General features: G+C 61.7%; 19 protein-coding genes and 1 pseudogene. 13 read left to right on the top strand and 7 right to left on the bottom strand.

All coding sequences use genetic code 11. The annotated features are described in order from the left end of the window. Positions 1–157: 157 nt before the first annotated feature. Both M2397_RS14890 and map read left to right on the top strand, forming a co-directional pair. Entirely contained in the window at positions 158–358 is a 201-nt protein-coding gene (locus M2397_RS14890) for a ParD-like family protein (protein WP_027606410.1), read from the top strand. Next, complete coding sequence (gene map / locus M2397_RS14885) at positions 358–1,119, top strand: type I methionyl aminopeptidase (protein WP_259243823.1); 762 nt, start codon at positions 358–360, stop codon at positions 1,117–1,119. Before M2397_RS14890 ends, map begins: the two co-directional genes overlap by 1 nt. Positions 1,120–1,203: 84 nt before the next feature. Here the strand turns inward: map and M2397_RS14880 are convergent, their stop codons facing one another. After that, positions 1,204–2,136, bottom strand: coding sequence for a magnesium transporter CorA family protein (locus M2397_RS14880; RefSeq protein ID WP_259243821.1), 933 nt, complete (start codon positions 2,134–2,136; stop codon positions 1,204–1,206). A 6-nt stretch (positions 2,137–2,142) separates the two neighbouring features. Then, positions 2,143–3,729 carry a RimK family protein gene (locus tag M2397_RS14875; protein WP_259243819.1) on the bottom strand — a complete coding sequence of 529 codons (1,587 nt, stop codon included), beginning with the start codon at positions 3,727–3,729 and terminating at the stop codon, positions 2,143–2,145. 94 nt (positions 3,730–3,823) lie between these two features. Between M2397_RS14875 and M2397_RS14870 the strand changes: the two are divergent. Beyond that, positions 3,824–4,273 (top strand): annotated as a pseudogene (locus tag M2397_RS14870) (GNAT family N-acetyltransferase); the annotation flags it as partial. Here M2397_RS14870 and sfnG read toward each other — a convergent pair. After that, the gene (gene sfnG / locus M2397_RS14865) at positions 4,269–5,354 is read right to left on the bottom strand and encodes a dimethylsulfone monooxygenase SfnG (RefSeq protein ID WP_259243818.1); all 1,086 of its coding nucleotides are present in this window, start codon (positions 5,352–5,354) and stop codon (positions 4,269–4,271) included. The pseudogene M2397_RS14870 and the gene sfnG overlap by 5 nt on opposite strands. Positions 5,355–5,622: 268 nt before the next feature. Here sfnG and M2397_RS14860 point away from each other — a divergent pair, with 268 nt between their 5' ends. Further along, positions 5,623–6,861, top strand: a complete 1,239-nt coding sequence (locus tag M2397_RS14860) for an acyl-CoA dehydrogenase family protein (protein WP_259243817.1) — start codon at positions 5,623–5,625, stop codon at positions 6,859–6,861. 302 nt (positions 6,862–7,163) lie between these two features. Here the strand turns inward: M2397_RS14860 and M2397_RS14855 are convergent, their stop codons facing one another. Together M2397_RS14855 and M2397_RS14850 are read right to left on the bottom strand one after the other, a co-directional pair. After that, on the bottom strand, positions 7,164–7,949 hold the full coding sequence (locus tag M2397_RS14855) for a sulfite exporter TauE/SafE family protein (protein ID WP_145337311.1): 786 nt from the start codon (positions 7,947–7,949) through the stop codon (positions 7,164–7,166). Between the two features lie 91 nt (positions 7,950–8,040). Then, a complete protein-coding gene (locus M2397_RS14850) occupies positions 8,041–8,811 on the bottom strand; it encodes a class I SAM-dependent methyltransferase (RefSeq protein WP_259243816.1) in 771 nt (256 codons plus the stop codon). A gap of 137 nt (positions 8,812–8,948) precedes the next feature. On the opposite strand from M2397_RS14850, the gene M2397_RS14845 reads away from it, so the two are divergent. From M2397_RS14845 to M2397_RS14835, 3 genes are all read left to right on the top strand, one after another. Beyond that, the gene (locus M2397_RS14845) at positions 8,949–9,470 is read left to right on the top strand and encodes a DUF3455 domain-containing protein (RefSeq protein ID WP_131696579.1); all 522 of its coding nucleotides are present in this window, start codon (positions 8,949–8,951) and stop codon (positions 9,468–9,470) included. A gap of 84 nt (positions 9,471–9,554) precedes the next feature. Further along, complete coding sequence (locus M2397_RS14840) at positions 9,555–10,085, top strand: sigma-70 family RNA polymerase sigma factor (RefSeq protein WP_145337309.1); 531 nt, start codon at positions 9,555–9,557, stop codon at positions 10,083–10,085. Next, positions 10,082–10,756, top strand: a complete 675-nt coding sequence (locus M2397_RS14835) for an anti-sigma factor domain-containing protein (RefSeq protein ID WP_259243815.1) — start codon at positions 10,082–10,084, stop codon at positions 10,754–10,756. The genes M2397_RS14840 and M2397_RS14835 overlap by 4 nt, the downstream gene beginning before the upstream one ends. Here M2397_RS14835 and M2397_RS14830 read toward each other — a convergent pair whose 3' ends face one another. Both M2397_RS14830 and M2397_RS14825 read right to left on the bottom strand, forming a co-directional pair. Further along, positions 10,757–12,058, bottom strand: a complete 1,302-nt coding sequence (locus tag M2397_RS14830; RefSeq protein WP_145337308.1) for an ATP-binding protein — start codon at positions 12,056–12,058, stop codon at positions 10,757–10,759. A gap of 3 nt (positions 12,059–12,061) precedes the next feature. Beyond that, complete coding sequence (locus M2397_RS14825; RefSeq protein WP_053135156.1) at positions 12,062–12,763, bottom strand: response regulator transcription factor; 702 nt, start codon at positions 12,761–12,763, stop codon at positions 12,062–12,064. 171 nt (positions 12,764–12,934) lie between these two features. Here M2397_RS14825 and M2397_RS14820 point away from each other — a divergent pair, with 171 nt between their 5' ends. From M2397_RS14820 to M2397_RS14795, 6 genes are all read left to right on the top strand, one after another. Further along, entirely contained in the window at positions 12,935–14,092 is a 1,158-nt protein-coding gene (locus M2397_RS14820; RefSeq protein ID WP_259243814.1) for an efflux RND transporter periplasmic adaptor subunit, read from the top strand. Between the two features lie 12 nt (positions 14,093–14,104). Continuing rightward, complete coding sequence (locus M2397_RS14815; protein WP_259243811.1) at positions 14,105–17,209, top strand: efflux RND transporter permease subunit; 3,105 nt, start codon at positions 14,105–14,107, stop codon at positions 17,207–17,209. 162 nt (positions 17,210–17,371) lie between these two features. Beyond that, positions 17,372–17,803, top strand: coding sequence for a hypothetical protein (locus tag M2397_RS14810; protein WP_131696585.1), 432 nt, complete (start codon positions 17,372–17,374; stop codon positions 17,801–17,803). A 103-nt stretch (positions 17,804–17,906) separates the two neighbouring features. Beyond that, entirely contained in the window at positions 17,907–18,548 is a 642-nt protein-coding gene (locus tag M2397_RS14805; RefSeq protein ID WP_131696586.1) for a DUF1345 domain-containing protein, read from the top strand. 72 nt (positions 18,549–18,620) lie between these two features. Further along, positions 18,621–19,460, top strand: a complete 840-nt coding sequence (locus M2397_RS14800; protein ID WP_167655489.1) for an AraC family transcriptional regulator — start codon at positions 18,621–18,623, stop codon at positions 19,458–19,460. A 54-nt stretch (positions 19,461–19,514) separates the two neighbouring features. Next, positions 19,515–20,114, top strand: coding sequence for a LysE family translocator (locus M2397_RS14795; RefSeq protein ID WP_131696588.1), 600 nt, complete (start codon positions 19,515–19,517; stop codon positions 20,112–20,114). Positions 20,115–20,186: the final 72 nt, after the last annotated feature.

Genomic DNA, 20,186 nt, shown 5'->3' with positions numbered 1-20,186 from the left:
ATATGAGGAATGGCGGTAATAATGCTTGGCTGGCTGCGAAAGGCTGGGTAGGTCATGCCTGGAAATTAACCGGCCATCCGTATCAAGTCAACATCCTGTTTACCGACAGCATACGAAACATATACGATTCGTATATCCAGCCACTACAGTGAACCTCATGGGCATCGTCAAGATCAGCGACCAACTGCACGAACAACTCCGTCTGGCCAGCGCGGCCATGGACCGTTCCATCAACGCCCAGGCCGAGTTCTGGATCAAGGTCGGCCTGCTCGCCGAACTGAACCCCAGCCTGCCCTACCACGAGTTGATCAACAAACTGCTGCTGGACAAGCCCGACCTGATCCGGGGGCGCAGCTGATGATCAAGACCGCCGCCCAACTGGCTGTGATGCGCGAATCCGGGCGCCTGCTGGCCAAAGTGTTCGACATGCTCGACGGGTTTGTCGCCGCCGGCCGTTCCACCCTGGAGCTGGACAGCGCCGTCGAAGCCTTCATCCGTAACGAGCTCAAAGCCCGCCCCGCCAGCCTCGGGCAGTACGACTACCCGTTCTCCATCAACACCTCGATCAACGAGGTGGTGTGCCATGGCATGCCCAGCGCGAAGGAGATCCTCAAGGACGGCGACATCATCAACATCGACATCACCCTGGAAAAAGGCGGCTTTATCGCCGACTCCAGCAAGATGTACATGATCGGCACCGTCGCCCCCAAAGCGCGGCGTCTGGTGGAGATGACCTTTGAGGCGATGTGGGCCGGGATCCGCCAGGTCAAGCCCGGCGCGCGCCTGGGCGATATCGGCCATGCGATCCAGAGCCATGCACAAGCCAATGGCTACAGCGTGGTGCGTGAATACTGCGGCCATGGCATCGGCAAGCAGATGCATGAAGAGCCGCAAATCCTCCACTTCGGCCGTCCCGGTACCGGGCTGGAACTGCGCGAAGGCATGGTGTTTACCATCGAACCGATGCTCAACCAGGGCAGTTCCAAGGTGCGCAGCCTGAAAGATGGCTGGACGGTGGTGACCAAGGACAACAGCTTGTCGGCGCAGTGGGAACATACCGTGGCGGTGACGGCGGATGGCTTTGAAGTGCTGACCCTGCAAACACAGCCAGGCCAATAACCTGTGGCGAGCGGGCTTGTCCCGCGTTGGGCTGCGCAGCAGCCCCAAACCAGGCGCAGAGGCGTGCCTGATGCATTGCCACCTTTACATCGTCGCGCCCGCCATCCGCTTGAGCACTAGCACCATCAAGCCTGCCCCCATCCCCATCGCAGCCAGGAACAACGGGTACGACACCCACCACGGCGTACCCGCCGTCATCATGCTGAACTCCGACATACCGCCAATGCTGGCGATCAGGTTGAGCGGCAGGAACACCACGTTGATCAGCGTGAGCTTGCGCAACAGGTTGTTCATGCTGTTGTTCATCAGGTTGCCGCGCGCATCGATCAGCCCGGAAAACACGTTGGAATAGATCTCCGCCTGTTTGTAGCACTGATGGTTCTCGATGATCAGGTCGTCGATCAGGCCGAGGATCTCGGCACTGAAGTGCTCCTTTTCCCCATGGTTGCGCAGCCGCGACAGCACGGCGCCGTTGCTGTGCAGCGCGTTGATGTAATAGATCAGGCTTTCGCTGAGGCTGAACATCTGCATCAGGTGATGGTTGCTCATGGACGCGTTGAACTGCTGCTGCAACTCCCGTGCAACCAGCTTGATCACCTTGAGGTGGCCCAGGTAGTGGTGGATGTTGTTGAGCAGCAGGTCGAGCAATACGTCCAGCGGCGTGTGCAACGGCCGGCGCTGGCCCAGGCCACTCAGTGGGGTTTCATCGGTGGCGATCACCAGCAGGCGGCCGGGTGAAAACAGCAGGCCGCACGACGCCACTTCGAACACCAGGTTGCCGCCACCGGAATAGTTCTCCGGGCGCTTCCAGATCAGGAACAGGTTGTCGGGATGAAATTCGATGCGTGAGACTTCGTCCGGGTCGAGCGCCGACGCCAACGCGTGCTCGTCGAGCTTGTGGTGATCGCGCAGCCATTCGCGCTCGGCCAGGTCGGGGTTGTTGAACAACAGGATCGGGGCCGCATCGTTATCCCCGCTGCGCAGCTTTCCATCGGTCAGTTCAAAGCGCTGAATCATCGCGCGTCACCAGACCTGGCCCTGGCGTTTCAACTCCAGGCGCCGCACGAACTCTTCCAGCACCAGGCTGTACAGGTCGTCCTGCAAGTAGGCATCTTCGATGCCGGCATCGAGGTTGGGGTTGTCGTTGACCTCGATCACTACCACCTTGTCGCCGGACTGCTTGAGGTCCACACCGTACAGGCCGTCGCCGATCAGGTTGGCGGTTTTCACCGCCAGTTCCACCACCGCCTTGGGCGCTTCATGGACGGCCAGGGTGCGGCATTCGCCGTTGATGGCCTGGCCGATGGCCTTGTGGTTATAGATCTGCCAGTGGCCCTTGGACATGAAGTACTGGCAAGCGAAGATCGGTTTGCGGTTGAGTACGCCGATGCGCCAGTCGTACTCGGTGTAGAAGAATTCCTGGGCCAGCAGCAGCACCGAATGCTCGAACAACTCGGCGGTGGCCTTGAGCAAGGCTTCCTGGCTTTCGACCTTGATCACGCCACGGGAGAAACACCCGTCGGGAATCTTCAACACCAGCGGAAACCCGAGGCGCTCGCCGACCCGTTCGAAATCTTCCGGTCGCTCCTTGTAGAGAATCTCGGTGGCGGGCATGCCCAGGTGATGGCTGTTGAGCAGGTCGGTGAGGTAAACCTTGTTGGTGCAGCGCAGGATCGAGGCAGGGTCGTCCATCACCACCAGGCCTTCGCTTTCGGCTTTCTTCGCGAAGAGGTAGGTATGGTTGTCGACGCTGGTGGTCTCGCGGATCAGCAAGGCGTCGTATTCGGCCAAGCGCGCGTAGTCCTTGCGCTCGATCAGCTCCACATCAATGCCCAGGCCCTTGCCCACGCGGATGAAGTTCTCCAAGGCACGGGCGTTGGACGGTGGCAGTTGCTCCTGTGGATCGTGCAGGATCGCCAGGTCATAACGGGCCAGGCGCCGCGAACGGGGTTGGCGCCAGATCTTGCGGCTGAAGTTATCGAGGGCATGGGCGAATTGATCTTCCTGGTCGTCGCGCAACTTGTGCAGTACGCCGGACTTCACCCCTTCGATATGCCAACCGTTGTTCTTTCTGAATTCAACTAAGAGAATCGGACTTGGAAATGTTTCAAACAACTGACGGGCCAATTCCTGCAACGGTTCTATATTGGTCCTGCCGAAGTAGAGAGTCAGGGTAAACCCTTCGGTATTACTGTAGAGGTGATGACTCAAGGCTTTATCAAGGGTTTTATCCAAGTCATCCAGCGCCAGGCCGTACAGCGACTTCTTAGTCAGTTCGCTGATGGTGCGCACCGAGGGAATCACCTTGTGTCCGCGCGCTTCGGCCAGCAACGAGCAGTAGTAGCCGTGCCCCAGGTACTTGTAGCTGCGGCACAGATTGATCACCTGCACACGCTTGCCTGTGTCGTTCTGCCAGGTTTGCTCCAGGTATTCCTGGGCGGTGACGATGTCTTCGCTGGGAAAGTAGGAGGCCCAATCTTCCTTGCGCTCAACAATGATCAGCACTTGACTGTTACTTCGAGGCGGCGCAGAAAAAAAGCCCTTCGATGTTATTGTCGCCGCGACGATTTGCTCGGATACTTCACGCCAATGACCTTGTACCGCCGACATAATATTTGATCCGCTTTAGAGAACTCGACCTTTTCTATTAAGCACGATCTCTTAGGGAAGTCCCGTTTCGTTACGCAACTTTTACGGCGGTTATATGGCTCTTTTCTCTCGCGTTGCATTACCCAAAGATGTACCGGCATTAGTCGCATTGGAGCACCAGTGTTTCACCACCGACCGGCTTTCATCGCGCAGTTTTCACTGGATGATCAGCCGCGCCCACGGCCAGTTGCTGGTGGCGGAACAGGACGGGCAGTTGCTCGGCTATGCGCTGGTGCTGTTTCGTCGTCGCAGCGCGTTCGCGCGCCTGTATTCCATCGCCATTGCCGAGCACGCGCGTGGCCTCGGGCTGGGCAAGCAGTTGCTCAGCCATGTCGAGGCCTGCGGGGTGACGCACGGGTGCGCGCACCTGCGCCTGGAGGTGCGCACCGACAACCCCGGCGCCTTGGCGCTGTATGAACGCAACGGCTACCGGCGCTTCGCCCAGGTCAACGACTACTACGCAGACCACACCCCTGCCCTGCGCCTGGAAAAAACCTTGGTCAGGCCACCTGCTTGATCCCGGCCTTGGCTTCCAGCTCGCGCACCAGCGGCAACACGCGCTTGCCGAAGTACTCCACTTCTTCCTGGAAGTGCAGGAAGCCTGCCAGTACCAGGTCCACGCCCACGGCCTTGAGCGCGACGATGCGCTCGGCAATTTGCTGCGGGGTGCCGATCAGGTTGGTCTTGAAGCCATCGTTGTACTGCACCAGGTCTTCAAAGCTGGACTTGGCCCAGTTGCCCTCGCCTTCGGGGGACGCCTTGCCTGCCTGCTTGGCCGCGTCGCCAAAGGCATTCACGGCTTCCGGGTCGGCCTTGTCGATGATCTCTGCGAGCACGGCGCGGGCTTCTTCCTCGGTGTCGCGGGCGATGATGAATGCATTCACGCCGACTTTGACCACATGGTTGTTGGCGGCAGCCTTGGTGCGAATGTCATCGACCTGGGCCTTGATGCCTTCCGGGGTGTTGCCGTTGGTGAAATACCAGTCCGACACGCGCGCCGCCATGTCCCGCGCGGCCCGTGAACTGCCGCCCTGGAACACTTCCGGCTGGCCCAGCGGCTTGGGTTTGAGGGTGTAGTTGTTGAAACGGTAGAAGTCGCCCTTGAAGGTAAAGTCGTCCTGGGTCCAGATGCCTTTGAGGGCGTGGATGAATTCCTCGGAACGGCGATAGCGCTCGTCGTGCTCCAGCCAGTGTTCACCGATGGCCTGGAACTCGCCCTTGAACCAGCCACTGACGATATTCACCGCAATGCGGCCGTTGGTGAGCTGGTCGATGGTCGCCAGTTGCTTGGCCGCCAGCGCCGGTTGCCACGGGCCGGGCAGGATCGCCGCAATCACCTTGAGCTTGGTGGTCGCGGCCAGCAATGCATGGCTGAACGCCACGGATTCATGCTGGTTCTCGGCGCCGTAGCCGGCGGTGAAGCGGATCTGGGTCAGGCCATACTCGAAGCCGGCTTCTTCGGCCAATTGCGCCAGTTTGCGGTTGTAGTCGATGCCCCAGTGGGTGCGTTGTTCGATCTTGCTGACCACCAGCCCACCGCTGACGTTGGGCACCCAATAGGCAAATTTCACGGTTTGCTGACTCATCGAACGGTACCTCGCACAAAGGAATGTACTGAGGGGTTGAGCAGCAAGCGTGCCAGGCGCGGGCAAACGCCCGCGCCACAAGGGTTGCGACGCGAATTCGGGCCTGGGAGGCTTGGAATGCCAATGTCAGGGATTGCAACGGTTTGTCGGTTTGCTGTTGCTGGAGCAACAGCAAACAGCGTGCATCCTCCCCTAAACATTGGCCCTGGCACCCGGCACGGACTGTGCAATCACTCCCGGTACCGATCACTGCCCCGGAGCCTTGCTCATGACCGAACACCACGTTATCAACCCGCTGTCTGTCGGCGTCGACTACCCCACGTTGGCTGCACGCTTTCGTCCGATTTTCCAGCGCATCGCCGATGGCGCGGTGGCACGCGAACAAACCCGCGCCCTGCCCCATGAGCCGATCCAATGGCTCAAAGAGGCCGGCTTCGGCGCGGTGCGGGTGCCGGTGGAATACGGCGGTGGCGGTGCTTCGCTGCCGCAACTGTTCGAACTACTGATCGAACTGGCCGAGGCCGACTCCAATGTGCCCCAGGCCCTGCGCGGGCATTTCGCCTTTGCCGAAGACCGCCTGAATGCGCCGCCCAGTGCCGGCCGCGACCTGTGGTTCAAGCGCTTTGTCGACGGCGACATCGTCGGCTGTGCCTGGACTGAAATCGGCGCCGTGGCCATCGGTGACGTTGTCACCCAGGTCAGCCCGGACGGCGATCAGTGGAAACTCAACGGTGAAAAGTTCTACAGCACCGGCAGCATTTTCTCTGACTGGATCGACGTGTACGCCCAGCGCAGCGACACCGGCGGCGATGTGATCGCCGCCACCCGCGCGCGCCAACCCGGCGTGGAACACAGCGATGACTGGGACGGTTTTGGCCAGCGCACCACGGGCAGCGGCACCTCGCGCTTTACCGATGCAGTGGTGGAGGCGGAAAACGTCATCGACTTTGCGACCCGCTTCAAATACCAGACCGCGTTCTACCAGCTCGTACTGTTAGCGAGCCTCGCCGGTATCGGCCGTGCCGCGTTGCGCGATGTGGCCCACCAGGTGCGCAGCCGCAAGCGCATCTACAGCCATGGCAATGCCCAGCATGTCAGCCAGGATGCACAAATCCAGCAGGTGGTGGGCGAAGTCGCGGCCTTGGTCTATGCCGCCGAAGCCAGCGCGTTGAAGGCCGCAGTGCCGGCACAACGGGCGTACCTGGCGCGTTTCGGGGGGGATGAGGGTGTCGAGCGCGAAGCCAACGTAGCGGCCGAAATCGAGTCGGCCACAGCGCAGGTGGTGGTGTCGGAGCTGATCCAGCGCGCCACCAGTGAGTTGTTCAACGCACTGGGGGCGTCGGATGTGCGCCAGGGCAAGTCCCTCGACCGCCATTGGCGCAATGCGCGGACCGTGTCGTCGCACAACCCGGTGATCTACAAGGCGCGGATCGTGGGGGACTGGGTGATCAATGGCACCGAGCCGCCGTTTGTGTGGCAGATCGGCAATGGCCCGGCGAAAGCCTGAGGCTGAGCGGGGTCAAAACTGTGGCGGCCCTGGCCCAGGACGGCTAACCCGGCGTCCTGCCGGGTTACCCACGGATTCAAGCCTGCGTTCGGCCAGTGTGTTTAATGGGGCGCCTAGGATCAAGATCAAAAGCCAGAGCAAAAACAGACCGAGGCCTACCTGCTGGATAAAGATCCAAATGTGGGAGGGGGCTTGCCCCCGATAGCGCCGGGTCAGTTAACCAATAAGTGACTGACACTCCCTCATCGGGGGCAAGCCCCCTCCCACATTTGGCCCTTGTATATTTGAATCCTGTGTACGCCTCAAAAGGCCAATTTGTAGCCAATGGTCATCAACATGATCGCCAGGCACGGGCGCAATACGCCGTCCGGGACTTTGCCAGTCATGTGGCTGCCGAAATAAATGCCCGGCAGCGAACCCATCAGCAGAAAGCCCAGCAGGTGCCAGTCCATATTGCCCATGCCGGCATGGCCCAGGCCCGCCACCAGGGTCAGGGGTACGGCGTGGGCGATCTCGGTGCCGACCAGGCGGCGCGTGGCCAGGAACGGATAGAGGATAAATAACGCGACCGTGCCGAGGGCGCCGGCGCCGATGGAGGTCAGTGCAACCATGGTACCCAGCACCGCACCGGTCACCACGGTCAACGCATTCAGGTTGCGCGGGTTCATATGGTAGTGATCGCCCGCATGGCGCTGGGCGAACGCCAACAGGCGCTGCTTGAACAGGATCGCCAGGGCGGTCAGCAGCAGCACCACGCCGAGGGCCTGCTTGATCACCGCGTTCATGGCGCTGGGGTCGGTGTGCAGGGTGGCGAGGAACCACAGGGTCAGCAACACCGCAGGCACACTGCCCAGGGTCAGCCAGCCGGTGATGGTCCAGTCGATGTTCTTGTTCTTGCTGTGTACCAGCACGCCACCGGACTTGGTGATGGCCGCGTACAGCAGGTCAGTGCCCACGGCAGTGGCCGGGTTGATGCCGAACCACAAGAGGATCGGGGTCATCAACGAGCCACCGCCTACACCGGTCATGCCGACGATAAAACCAACAATCAGGCCCGCGATTACAAAACCAAAGTTACCCACTTCCATCAAAGCTACCTGCGGCCTTATAAAATTCTGGCCGCAGGATAGCGATTTTTCTTATAACGACTTATATCAATATGATCTGACTTTATGCCTTTTATGGCAGTCGGCGGCAGACATACGCCTGGGTTTGATAGGGAAACGCCACTGTGTCACGGCCTTTCAATGCCGGATGGGTGGCGATCAAGCCACGCAACTGCTCGGTCACGAGGGCTTTTTCAGCCTCGGGCAACGCGGCAATAAAGCTCACGGAGAGGACGCGATCCATGATCACCTCCTGTGGGCTGCCTACATGGCTATACGGGAAACACGTCATTTCGGGGTCGGAAAAGTACTCGCCGTTGAACGCTTCGCGCCAGCGCCCGGAGTGAAAGCGCGGGGTGTCACCTTCGTAGGGGGTAATGATCGCGGTGATGGCCGCCACCCAATCCACCGATTCATCGCGCACATTCCACACCAGCCCAAGGCGCCCTGCGGGCTTGAGTACGCGATGGATTTCCGCCAGCGCGGCCTGGGTGGAGAACCAGTGGAAGGCCTGCGCGCAGACCACCGCGTCGGCGCTGGCAGTCTCCAGGGGGATGGCTTCGGCGGTGCCATTGACCAGGCGCACGTCCGGCAGCAGACGGGTCAACTGCGCACCCATGGCCTGCACCGGCTCGACGGCGATCAACGTAGGCGCCAGGGTACTGAGCAGGCGCGTGAACTTGCCGGTGCCGGCGCCCAGGTCGACGACTAATGAATGTGCATCGACGCCGAGTACATCCGTGAGCCAGCCGGTGAGCTGCCTGGGATAACTCGGCCGACCTTGGGCGTAGGTGACGGCCTGGGTAGAGAAACCTTGTTGAGCAGACGCGTGAACACCAGTCATTGCCAATCTCTCCTCGGGAAAAGCGGGGGCACAGTGTGCGCCTTCCCCAGTTTATTTTCTAATCGCTGCATCCAATCGTATGCGTCATGGGTAGTCCTCCCAGTAACCCCGCTGTTTGACTGAATGGAGAACTACCTATGAACGCTAAAGCCCTGCTCTGCTTCACCGGTTTGCTCATCGCCACCCCAGCGGCCTTTGCCCAGACCGGCTTGCCCGACAGTATCAAGGTGCCGGATGGCCACAAGGTGGCACTGGAAACCACCGGCATCGGCGAAATCACCTACGAGTGCCGCGACAAGGCCAATGCCGCCGGCCAGACCGAATGGACCTTCGTCGGCCCCAAGGCCGTGCTGAATGACCGCAGCGGCAAGCAAGTGGGCACCTACTTCGGCCCACCGGCTACCTGGCAGGCCAAGGACGGCTCGAAAATCACCGGCACCCAGCTCGCCGTAGCCCCCTCGGGTGCGGGTAACCTGCCCTACCAATTGGTCAAGGCCAACCCGGCCGAGGGCAAGGGCGCGATGAGCGGCGTGAGTTACATCCAGCGGGTCGCGCTCAAAGGTGGCGTGGCACCGAGCACCGAGTGCACCACTGCCAACAAGGGCAAGCAGGAAGTGGTGAAGTACCAGGCCGACTACATTTTCTGGGCGGCCAACTGAGCAAACTGCGCTACGCTGCCCCTGTAGGAGCCGGCTCCTACAGGGGGGTGGTTATCGTTATTACAGCGGTGGAAGTACGTGGCCTTGCCTGACACCCATTTTGATTATGAAGCCTGCCTATTGGCCTGTGCCCGTGGCGAGCAACGTGCCCTGCGTCAACTGTATGAGCAGGACAGCAGCCGTTTGCTCGGCGTGGCGTTGCGCATCGTCCGGGACAAAGCCCTGGCCGAAGACGTTGTGCATGACGCATTTATGAAGATCTGGCACGGCGCCGGCAGTTTCGACCCCGAACGCGGTTCGGCACGGGGTTGGGTGTTCAGTGTGACCCGTCACCTGGCCCTCAACTACGTGCGCAACCACCATCGCGAGGTGGCACTGGGCGAGGAACATGAACAGCTCGCCGCGCCTCACGACACCTTTGAATTCCCCGCACGCGCAGGCTTGATGCACACCTGCCTGCAACAACTCGACCCGGCCCGTCGCACCTGCATCCTGCATGCCTATGTCGACGGTTATTCCCACAGCGAAATCGCTTCAAGACTGGGCACCCCGCTGGGGACCGTCAAGGCCTGGATAAAACGTAGCCTCGCCGCGCTGCGGGAGTGCATGGCATGAACGAAACACTCGACGAACTGGCCAGCGAATACGTACTGGGCACCCTGCCGGCCGAACAACGCGCCGAGGTGGAACAACGCCTCCCGCACGATGCGCAATTGCGTGCGGCGGTGGACGCCTGGGAGCAGCGCCTGTTGCCCCTGACCGCGCTGGCAGAACCGGTGCCGCCCTCCGCTGAACTGTGGCGGCGTATCCAGCGCAACCTCGCCCCTGCGCAAACCCGCGAAGGGTGGTGGAACCTGCTGGCGTTGTGGCGGGGCCTGGCGGGTGCGGGGCTGGTGACGACGCTGGTGCTCGCGGCCTTGTTGCTGACGCGCCCTCCTGCGCTGGCCCCCAGCTTTGTGGTGGTACTGGTGGCGCCGCAAAACCAGGCACCGGGCTGGGTGATCCAGGCCAGCAATAATCAGCAGATCCAGTTGATTCCGTTGGGCGTGATGGAAGTGCCGGCGGACAAGGCCTTGCAGTTCTGGACCAAGGGCGATGGCTGGCAAGGCCCGGTGTCCCTGGGGCTGGTCAAGCCGGGGCAAACCCTGTCGGTGCCGCTGGACAAACTGCCGCCGCTGGCGCCCAACCAGTTGTTCGAACTGACCCTGGAAGACCCGCGTGGCTCGCCCACCGGTAAACCCACAGGACCGATCCAGGCAATCGGCCGTGCGGTCAAGGTGCTCTGATCAGGCGACATTGGGCAGCCACACCCGAAAGCGTGCCCCCCCCAACGGCGAGGCCAATGCAGTCAGGGTGCCGCCCTGGGCTTCCATGGCGCGCCGGCTGATGGCCAGGCCCAGGCCAAAGCCGCCGGTGGAACGGTCGCGGCTGCGGTCGAGGCGGTAGAACGGCTCGAAGATACGCTCGCGCTGGTCCAGCGGAATGCCGATGCCATCGTCATCCACCCGGATTTCACAACCTTTGGCGCAGACCTTGACCCCCACCTGAATGCGCTTGTCGCAGTAACGTGTGGCGTTGCGCAGCAGGTTCTGCAGCGCGCGGGCAGTGAGGCGTGGGTCGAGGCTGAAGCGTTCCACGGCGCAATCGAGTACCACATCGATGACGATCTCGGGGTTTTCCAGTTCGTCATCGACGCTGCCCAGCACACTGTCGATAAATTCATCGAGCACCACCTCAACCCGCTCCGGCAGTTGCGCCGGGTTTTGCAGGCGGCTGTAGGACAGCAACTCCAGCACCAGTTCATCCAACTCACGAATATGCGCCACCAGGCCATGCAGGCGTGCGCGACTGGCCTCTGGTAAATCCTCCGACAGCGCCAGGGCCAGGCCGAAATCCAGGCGTGTGAGCGGTGTGCGCAGTTCATGGGAGACCGCGTTGAGCAGGTCGCGCTGCTGGTTGAGCAGGTGTTCGATGTCGTCGGCCATGGTATCGAACACCGCCGCCAGGCTGCCGATGTTGGAGCTGGGCGGGATGTGTGTGCGCTCGGCCAGGTTGCCTTTGCCCAGTTGCGTGGCGGTGCTTTTCAGGCGTTCGAGGTCGCGCCAGTGCGGGCGCAGCCAGAACAGCAGGCAGGCCAGCAACGCCGCACCGATCAGCACGTTCATCGACCAGTACAACAGGTTCATGTCCAGCGGGTCCGGCGGGACGGTGAGCTTGACCACGAACTGCTCGTTGAGCGGCGAACTGATGTCCTCCATCCAGCCCCACTCCCCCAGGTGAATCACGGGTTTGCCCTGCTCCAGCAGTTTCGCTTCCTGCGCGGTGTAGCGGGCGTCCTGGCGTAACAGCAATTGCACTTTGAGTGGCGCGAAGTCACGGCCCAGTTGCTCGGTCACCTGGGACCAGCGCTCCACCGGCGCGCGCAGGTACTGCTTGACGATCAGCTTCTGCATGCCCCGGGATTGCTCGACGTTGTAGTCCAGGTAGCGGTGTTCGAAGAGTTGGATCACCAGCTTGGGAATCAGGAAGATCGCCGCGCTGTAGGTGATGATGGTGATCAGGTAGAGGCGTACCAGTACACGAAACATCGGTCAGCATTCCCACTCGGAACGGCTGAACAGGTAGCCCTTGCCCCACACGGTCTTGATCTTGCGCGCTTCACCGGCGTGGTCGTCGAACTTGCGGCGCAGCTTGGAAATGGCCACGTCCACCGAACGGTCGGTGCCGTTGAACTCGATACCGCGCAGGCGTTGCAGGATCTGGTCGCGGCTGAGCACTTCGCCGGCGTGCCGGGCCAGCACCACCAGCAGGTTGTATTCGCCACTGGACAACTCCACCGCCTGCTCGCGCCAGGTCACGGTGCGCTCCGACAGGTCGATGCACAGGTTGCCCATCAGGATCTGGTCGCTGGCCACCTGCGGCTCGGACAAACTGCTGCGCCGCAGCAAGGTGCGCACCCGCGCCAGCAGCACCCGCGGCTCGCAGGGTTTGGTGACATAGTCGTCGGCGCCCATTTCCAGGCCCAGCACCTGATCGTGGCTGTCGTCGCGCGCGGTGAGCATCAGGATCGGCAGGCCCGCCGAATCGGCGCGCAACAGGCGGCACACTTGCAGGCCGTCGAGGCCGGGCAGCATCAGGTCGAGGATCACCAGGTCCGGCGGGTTGAGGCGCGCGCGTTCGCGAACGTGGTCGCCACGACTGAGCACACTGACGTGGTAGCCATTGCGTTCCAGGTAGCTGGCAATCAGCTCGGAAAGTGCGGCGTCGTCTTCCACCAGGAGGATGTTGGGCATGGTGTTTCCAAATAATGCGGTTTGTTGGTGTGTTGCAGGATTGTGCAAGGATATACGCCCTCGACGCCCCGCGCGCCGCACCTTACATTTCTTCACAGACGACCTACACAGCTTCACAGCACCACGGCGCAGGTGACCTTAGGATGCGCCAGTCAATATTGGGATAAGAGCATGTCGAAGAATCTGTTTGCGCCATTTTGCCTGTTGGCCCTGACGCTGGCCCTGAGTGCCTGTGACAAATCGGCCGCCGAAGCGCCAGAAATGCCCCTGGCCAAAGTGCGCATCGAAACCCTTGAGGCCAAGCCCCTCTCCATCACCAGCGAATTGAGCGGACGCATCGCCGCGCCGCGCATCGCCGAAGTGCGCGCACGGGTCGCTGGCGTGGTGATGCAACGGGTCTTCAAGGAAGGCCATGACGTCAAACAGGGCGACGTGCTGTTTCGCATCGACCCGGCACCGTTCAAGGCTGACCTGGACAGCGCCCAGGCCAACCTGAGCAAGGCCGAGGCCAATGCGTTCCAGGCGCGCCTGCAGGAGCAGCGCTACAGCCAATTGGTGGAAGGCAACGCCATCAGCGGCCAGGACTACGACAACGCCCGCGCCGCCGTGCGCCAGACCAACGCCGAAGTTGCCGCCAACAAGGCCGCCGTCGAGCGCGCCAGGTTGAACCTGGGCTACGCCACCGTGACCGCGCCGATTTCCGGGCGCATCGGCCGTGCCCTGGTGACCGAAGGCGCACTGGTGGGTCAGAACGAAGCCACGCCCCTGGCGATCATCCAGCAACTGGACCCGATCCACGCCGACCTTACCCAGTCCACCCGCGAGCTGAACGACCTGCGTCGCGCTTTCCGCGCCGGCAGCTTGAAGCAGGTCGGCCAGGACCAGGCCAAGGCCACGTTGATCCAGGACGATGGCAGCCTCTACCCGCTGCCGGGCAAGTTGCTGTTCGCCGAGATCAGCGTCGACCCGGGCACCGGGCAGATCATCCTGCGCAGCGAGTTTCCCAACCCGGACCTCGACCTGCTGCCCGGCAGCTTCGTGCGGGTACGCCTGGAGCAAGCCGTCGACAAACAAGGTATCAGCGTGCCGCAACGCGCCATCACCCGCGACAGCGCCGGCATCCCCATGGTGCTGCTGCTCGACGCCGAGCAGACCGTCAGCCAGCAGCCGGTAGAACTGGGTGCGGTGATCGATGACCGCTGGGTGGTCAGCCACGGCCTCAAGCCCGGCGACCGTATCGTCGTCGAAGGCCTGCAGCACGCGCGCCCCGGTGAAAAAGTCCAGGCCGATGACAGCCCCACACCCGTTGCCCAGGCTTCCGGCCAATAAGGATCATTGACAATGCCGCAGTTCTTTATTGACCGCCCGATCTTCGCCTGGGTGGTCGCTCTGTTTATCCTGCTGGCCGGCTTGCTGGCCATCCCGCAATTGCCGGTGGCCCAATACCCCAACGTCGCGCCGCCGAAGGTGGAAATCTACGCAGTGTACCCGGGCGCCTCGGCCCAGACCCTGGATGAAAGCGTGGTCAGCCTGATCGAGCAGGAGCTCAACGGCGCCGATCACCTGCTGTATTTCGAATCCCAGAGCAGTCTCGGCTCGGCGACGATTACCGCCACGTTCCAGCCCGGCACCAACCCGGAAATGGCCCAGGTGGATGTGCAAAACCGCCTCAAGGCGGTGGAGCCGCGCCTGCCCCAGGCCGTGACCCAGCAGGGTTTGCAGGTGGAGAAAGTCTCCGCCGGCTTCCTGCTGCTGGTCACCCTTACCTCCAGCGACGGCAAGCTCGACGACGTGGCGCTCAGCGATTACCTGGCGCGCAACGTGATGAACGAGCTCAAGCGCCTGGACGGGGTGGGCAAGGCGCAGTTGTATGGCGCCGAACGCGCCATGCGCATCTGGATCGACCCGCAGAAGCTGATCGGCTTCAACCTCACACCGGCCGACGTGAACGCCGCGATCAGTGCGCAGAACGCCCAGGTCTCGGCCGGCAGCATCGGCGACTTGCCGGGCACCAGGACCCAGGAAATTACCGCCGCGATCCTGGTCAAGGGCCAGTTGTCCACGCCGGCAGAATTCGCCGATATCGTGCTCAAGGCCAACCCGGACGGCTCCACCGTGCGCATCGGCGATGTGGCGCGGGTAGAAGTGGGCAGCCAGGAATACCAGTTTTCCACGCGCCTGAACGGTAAACCGTCCACCGCCGTCAGCGTGCAACTGGCGCCGGGGGCCAATGCGCTCAACACCGCGACCCTGGTGCGGGCGAAGATGGACGAGCTGTCGCGCTATTTCCCGGCCAATGTGGAATACAAGATCCCGTACGACACCTCGCCGTTCGTCAAGGTCTCGATCACCAAGGTGGTCTACACCCTGCTCGAAGCGATGGCGCTGGTGTTTGCGGTGATGTTCCTGTTCCTGCAGAACGTGCGCTACACGCTGATCCCGACGCTGGTGGTGCCGATCGCGCTGATGGGCACCTTCGCCACCATGCTGTTGCTGGGCTTCTCGATCAACGTGCTGACCATGTTCGGCATGGTGCTGGCCATCGGCATCCTGGTGGACGATGCAATTGTGGTGGTGGAGAACGTCGAGCGGATCATGGTCACCGAGGGCCTGTCGCCCAAGGACGCGACGAAAAAAGCCATGGGCCAGATCACTGGCGCCATCGTCGGCATTACCCTGGTGCTGGTCGCGGTGTTCCTGCCGATGGCGTTCATGGCCGGCTCGGTGGGGGTGATCTACCAGCAGTTCTCGCTGTCGATGGCCACCTCGATCCTGTTCTCGGCCTTCCTCGCCCTGACCTTGACCCCGGCCCTGTGCGCCACCCTGCTCAAGCCGATTGCCAAGGGGGAGCACCATGCCAAGGGCGGGTTCTTCGGCTGGTTCAACAAGCGCTTCGAGCAGCTCACCGAGCGTTACGAAGGCTGGGTCGCCTATGCGCTCAAGCGCAGCGGCCGTTACCTGCTGATCTACCTGGTATTGCTGGTGGGCCTGGGGCTGATGTTCAGCCGCCTGCCCGCCTCGTTCCTGCCGGTGGAAGACCAGGGCTACACCATCACCGACATCCAGCTGCCGCCGGGTGCGAGCAAGAACCGCACGGTGCAGGTGGCCGAGCAGATCGAAGCGCACAACGCCGGTGAGCCTGGGGTGGGTGACACCACCATGATCATGGGTTTCAGCTTCTCCGGCTCCGGGCAAAACGCCGCGCTGGCGTTTACTACGCTCAAGGACTGGTCGGAACGTGGCAGCGATGACTCCGCGGCCTCGATTGCCGACCGCGCCAACATGGCCTTCAGCGAGCTCAAGGACGCGATCGCCTATACGGTCCTGCCGCCTCCCGTGGATGGCCTGGGCACCTCCAGCGGTTTCGAGTTCCGCCTGCAGGACCGCGGCGGTGTTGGCCATGCCGCACTGATGGCGGCACGCACCGAATTGCTCGCCGCTGCCGAGAAAAGCCCGATCCTGACCAACGTGCGCGAAAGTGCCCTGGCCGAGGCGCCGCAAGTGCAGCTTGAGGTCGACCGCAAGCAGGCCAACGCGCTGGGTGTCTCGTTTGCGGATGTGGGCAATGTGCTGTCTTCCGCCATCGGTTCGGCCTATGTCAACGACTTCCCCAACCAGGGCCGCATGCAGCGGGTGGTGGTGCAGGCCGAAGGTGACCAGCGCAGCCAGGTGGCGGATTTGATGAAGATCCACGTGCGCAACAAGGCCGGGGAGATGGTGCCGCTGTCGGCATTCGTTGTCGCCAAATGGACCCAGGGCCCGGCACAACTGACGCGCTACAACGGCTACCCCGCCATCGCCATTTCCGGCGAGGCGGCACCGGGGCATAGCACCGGTGAGGCGATGGACGAAATCCAGCGCCTGGTCAGCCAACTGCCTGCAGGCCTGGGCCAGGAGTGGACGGGATTGTCATTGCAGGAACGTCTGTCCGGCTCACAGGCGCCGATACTGCTGGGCCTGTCGCTGCTGATCGTGTTCCTGTGCCTGGCGGCGCTGTATGAAAGCTGGTCGATCCCGACGTCGGTGCTGCTGGTGGTGCCGCTGGGCGTGCTCGGCGCGGTGCTGGCGGTGACCTTGCGGGGCATGCCCAACGATGTGTTTTTCAAGGTCGGCCTGATCACCATCATCGGCTTGTCGGCGAAGAACGCGATCCTGATCATCGAGTTCGCCAAGGACCTGTATGACCAGGGCGAAGACCTGATCGACGCCACCCTGAAAGCCGCACGACTCCGGTTGCGGCCGATCATCATGACTTCGCTGGCGTTTATCCTCGGCGTGGTGCCATTGGCGATTGCCACCGGTGCCAGTTCGGCGAGCCAGCAGGCGATTGGTACCGGCGTGATCGGCGGGATGATCACCGCAACCTTGGCGGTGGTGTTTGTGCCGGTGTTCTTTGTAGGGGTGATGAAGTTGACAAAGCGTAAGGTTGCGATCAACAAGTCCTGAGTCACTTATATCTTTTAGGTCTGAAGAAGCACATTTCAAGACTGTCATATTTGACAGTTTTGAAATGTTCAACATTGCTCTAAGCTGCTCTGGCGCGTAATAACCCAATGCCATGCGGGTCCAGTTACGTCACTCATTCAAAACCAAGTAGAGGGTTTTAAAATGACGACTGACAACAATCAATATAAGGGCAGTATTACCGCCGATACCACGCTAACTAAAAATTTCAGCGCGACGGAAGTCATGATGTCGCGGTACTCATCAACCGATGGTGCTGTGTTGGCGGTGAGGGGCGATGACGCTGACTGGGATGGAAATTTTCTCGTCCTTTTAATACCAGTCCAAAATCAGACTTCAGGATCACTTGAGGTATCCGAATCTTATGAGCGCAACAAAGCTCGCATTCACTTTAATCGTTTTTTGGGTGGAGAAGAGCCTGTCCGTGGATATGCGCAGAGCGGGAAAATCACATTTGAATATGATCAGCAAGGCAATACCGTGAGCGGCACTGGCCACTTCAAGGTTCGATCTGATGACTTGGGCCACGAGTACACATTTGAAAAGCTGGAGTTCTCAGTTCAGCCCGTCAAATAACCGCTTCGGTGCGTCACCTGCCACAATCACACACTATCATGGAGTTCCCTCTGTTTTTGTGTGAATACGCTATAGTGGCTCCCCTGTCTTTCGGGGAGCCTCTATGCCTTTCCTTGCCCGCACCCACCCTCGCCTCTCCGCCGCCGCCGTGCTCGGCCTTGTCATAGGCATCCTGGCACCCGCCGACACCCTCGCCAGCAAAATCCTCATTGGCTGGAACGCCGGAGTCTGGACTTACCTGGTGCTGATGCTGTGGCTGACCAGCCGTGCCAGGGCCGACGATGTAAAGCGCATCGCCGAAATCGAGGACGAGAACGCCGGGCTGGTACTGTTCACCGTGTGCATCGCCGCCATCGCGAGCCTCGCCACCATCACCTTCGAACTGGTGGGCAGCAAAGACCTGGCCACTTCCGAGCGCCTGCTGCACTACGGGTTCACCGGGCTGACGGTGATCGGTTCATGGCTGTTGATCGGGGTGATTTTCAGCGTGCATTACGCCCGCCTGTATTACACCTGGAACGGCAAGGAACCGGCGCTGCGTTTCGCCGAAGGGCTGTTGACGCCGAACTACTGGGACTTCCTGTATTTCTCCTTCACCATCGGCGTGGCGGTGCAAACCTCTGACGTCGGCGTCGCCACGCGCGGCATGCGCAAGGTGGTGCTGGGGCAGTCACTGATCGGCTTTTTGTTCAACACAGCGATCCTGGGGTTCTCGATCAACATCGCCGCCGGGCTGTTCAGCTAGGCTGCACAAACCTTCTAGACGCAATGGCGCCGGCAGACGCTAATACCCTTACACATCGCATGCTGGTGTTTTATGGCCGCGCACAATTGGATCGACTTGTCCCAGGACGCCGACACCGGCATCGAGACCCTGCGCGCGCATTTCGAGGGTCACGCCTACGACCCCCACTGGCATGACAGCTATCTGGTCGGCGTCACCGAACAAGGGGTGCAGCAATTCAACTGCCGCCGCACCCGGCACAACAGCGTACCGGGCCAGGTGTTCCTGGTAGAGCCTGGCGAACTGCATGACGGCGACGCGCCCACTGCGGACGGCTTTACCTATCACATGCTGTACCTCGACCCGCAGTGGCTGGCGCGGGAAGTGAGTGCGGTATTCGAAGAGGCGCCCCTCAACAGTCAACTGGGGTTTGCCAGCACCGTGACCAGCGACCCGCGCCTGGCCCTGGCCACCAGCCGTGCGTTCCAGACCCTGCACAGCGGCGAACTGCGCATCGTGCGCCAGCGCGCCATGGACCAATTGCTGGAGCGCCTTACCGCCCAACTCCAATGGCGCACCCGCTACCGTGAAGACCCGAGCTTGCCGCTGGTGGCCTATAAGGCGCGGGACTACCTGCATGCCCACCTGCAGCAAGACGTGGGCATGGACGAACTGGCCTTGACGTGCGGCGTCGACCGCTTTCGCCTGACCCGCGCCTTCAAGAGCGCCTTCGGCCTGCCGCCCCACGCCTACCTGGTGCAACTGCGCCTGGCCCGCGCCCGGCATTTACTGGCTAAGGGCGAACAACCGGCAGACGTGGCGATTGCCCTGGGCTTTGCCGACCAGAGCCATCTGGGCCGCTGGTTCATCCGCGCTTACGGCCTCACGCCCGCCGCGTACCGCAAGCGCTGCTCAAATCTTCCAGACAGGTAAGGCGCCGGCTTGTGAAGATCGACTCCATCGATTGGTTTACCGGAGTCCCCCGCCATGCTGTCCACCTTGCTGCCGTTCATGCTGTTCGCCTTCGTCGCCTCCATCACACCCGGCCCCACTAACATTCTGGTGCTGAGCAACAGCGCCCGCTACGGGTTCAAAGCCGCCATGCCAATCATCCTCGGAGCCTGCACCGGGGCGGCCGGGCTCGTGCTCCTGGTGGGGGCCGGGTTTGGCCAGTCGCTGGTACACCTGCCCAAGGTGCAAAGCGCCATGCAGTGGGCCGGCGTCGCCTGGTTGAGTTACCTGGCCTGGCAGATCTTCCGTGCCCCCCCTCAAGTCATCGAAGTGGATGCAGGCCAAAAGCCTCTGGGGCTGATCGGCGCTGCCAGCCTGCAATTGATCAACCCCAAGACGTGGATGATGGCGTTGGCGGTGGTCAGCGTATTTGCCGGTAATGGTGAGCAGCGCCAAAGCCAGGTGGTGTACCTGTCCCTGGTGTTTTTCCTGATATCGATGCCCTGCCTGGGCACCTGGGCGCTGTTGGGGGTGGGGTCTGCGCGGGTGTTTCGTTCGCCCAAGGCCATGCAGCGTGTTAACCGAAGCATGGCCCTGCTGCTGTTGGCGGCGGCGTGGTTGGGCATGCTCGTCTGAGCACACCGATCATCTATCTTTGTCCTACAGCTTCTTGACGACTTTCCTACTTTAGTGGTTTCCTGAAACCGG

The sequence above is a fragment of the Pseudomonas sp. BIGb0381 genome, assembly GCF_024809815.1.
In the GTDB taxonomy this organism is placed as follows: Bacteria; Pseudomonadota; Gammaproteobacteria; order Pseudomonadales; family Pseudomonadaceae; genus Aquipseudomonas.
The sequence above is the reverse complement of the archived record's forward strand: the minus strand, read 5'-3'. Positions and strand labels throughout refer to the sequence as shown.

What these genes read in the sequence shown, in the direction of transcription:
- M2397_RS14890 (WP_027606410.1), top strand. Translation starts at nt 158, where the DNA reads ATGGGCATCGTCAAGATCAGCGACCAACTGCACGAACAACTCCGTCTG.
- map (WP_259243823.1), top strand. Translation starts at nt 358, where the DNA reads ATGATCAAGACCGCCGCCCAACTGGCTGTGATGCGCGAATCCGGGCGC.
- M2397_RS14880 (WP_259243821.1), bottom strand. Translation starts at nt 2,136, where the DNA reads ATGATTCAGCGCTTTGAACTGACCGATGGAAAGCTGCGCAGCGGGGAT.
- M2397_RS14875 (WP_259243819.1), bottom strand. Translation starts at nt 3,729, where the DNA reads ATGTCGGCGGTACAAGGTCATTGGCGTGAAGTATCCGAGCAAATCGTC.
- sfnG (WP_259243818.1), bottom strand. Translation starts at nt 5,354, where the DNA reads ATGAGTCAGCAAACCGTGAAATTTGCCTATTGGGTGCCCAACGTCAGC.
- M2397_RS14860 (WP_259243817.1), top strand. Translation starts at nt 5,623, where the DNA reads ATGACCGAACACCACGTTATCAACCCGCTGTCTGTCGGCGTCGACTAC.
- M2397_RS14855 (WP_145337311.1), bottom strand. Translation starts at nt 7,949, where the DNA reads ATGGAAGTGGGTAACTTTGGTTTTGTAATCGCGGGCCTGATTGTTGGT.
- M2397_RS14850 (WP_259243816.1), bottom strand. Translation starts at nt 8,811, where the DNA reads ATGACTGGTGTTCACGCGTCTGCTCAACAAGGTTTCTCTACCCAGGCC.
- M2397_RS14845 (WP_131696579.1), top strand. Translation starts at nt 8,949, where the DNA reads ATGAACGCTAAAGCCCTGCTCTGCTTCACCGGTTTGCTCATCGCCACC.
- M2397_RS14835 (WP_259243815.1), top strand. Translation starts at nt 10,082, where the DNA reads ATGAACGAAACACTCGACGAACTGGCCAGCGAATACGTACTGGGCACC.
- M2397_RS14830 (WP_145337308.1), bottom strand. Translation starts at nt 12,058, where the DNA reads ATGTTTCGTGTACTGGTACGCCTCTACCTGATCACCATCATCACCTAC.
- M2397_RS14825 (WP_053135156.1), bottom strand. Translation starts at nt 12,763, where the DNA reads ATGCCCAACATCCTCCTGGTGGAAGACGACGCCGCACTTTCCGAGCTG.
- M2397_RS14820 (WP_259243814.1), top strand. Translation starts at nt 12,935, where the DNA reads ATGTCGAAGAATCTGTTTGCGCCATTTTGCCTGTTGGCCCTGACGCTG.
- M2397_RS14815 (WP_259243811.1), top strand. Translation starts at nt 14,105, where the DNA reads ATGCCGCAGTTCTTTATTGACCGCCCGATCTTCGCCTGGGTGGTCGCT.
- M2397_RS14810 (WP_131696585.1), top strand. Translation starts at nt 17,372, where the DNA reads ATGACGACTGACAACAATCAATATAAGGGCAGTATTACCGCCGATACC.
- M2397_RS14805 (WP_131696586.1), top strand. Translation starts at nt 17,907, where the DNA reads ATGCCTTTCCTTGCCCGCACCCACCCTCGCCTCTCCGCCGCCGCCGTG.
- M2397_RS14800 (WP_167655489.1), top strand. Translation starts at nt 18,621, where the DNA reads ATGGCCGCGCACAATTGGATCGACTTGTCCCAGGACGCCGACACCGGC.
- M2397_RS14795 (WP_131696588.1), top strand. Translation starts at nt 19,515, where the DNA reads ATGCTGTCCACCTTGCTGCCGTTCATGCTGTTCGCCTTCGTCGCCTCC.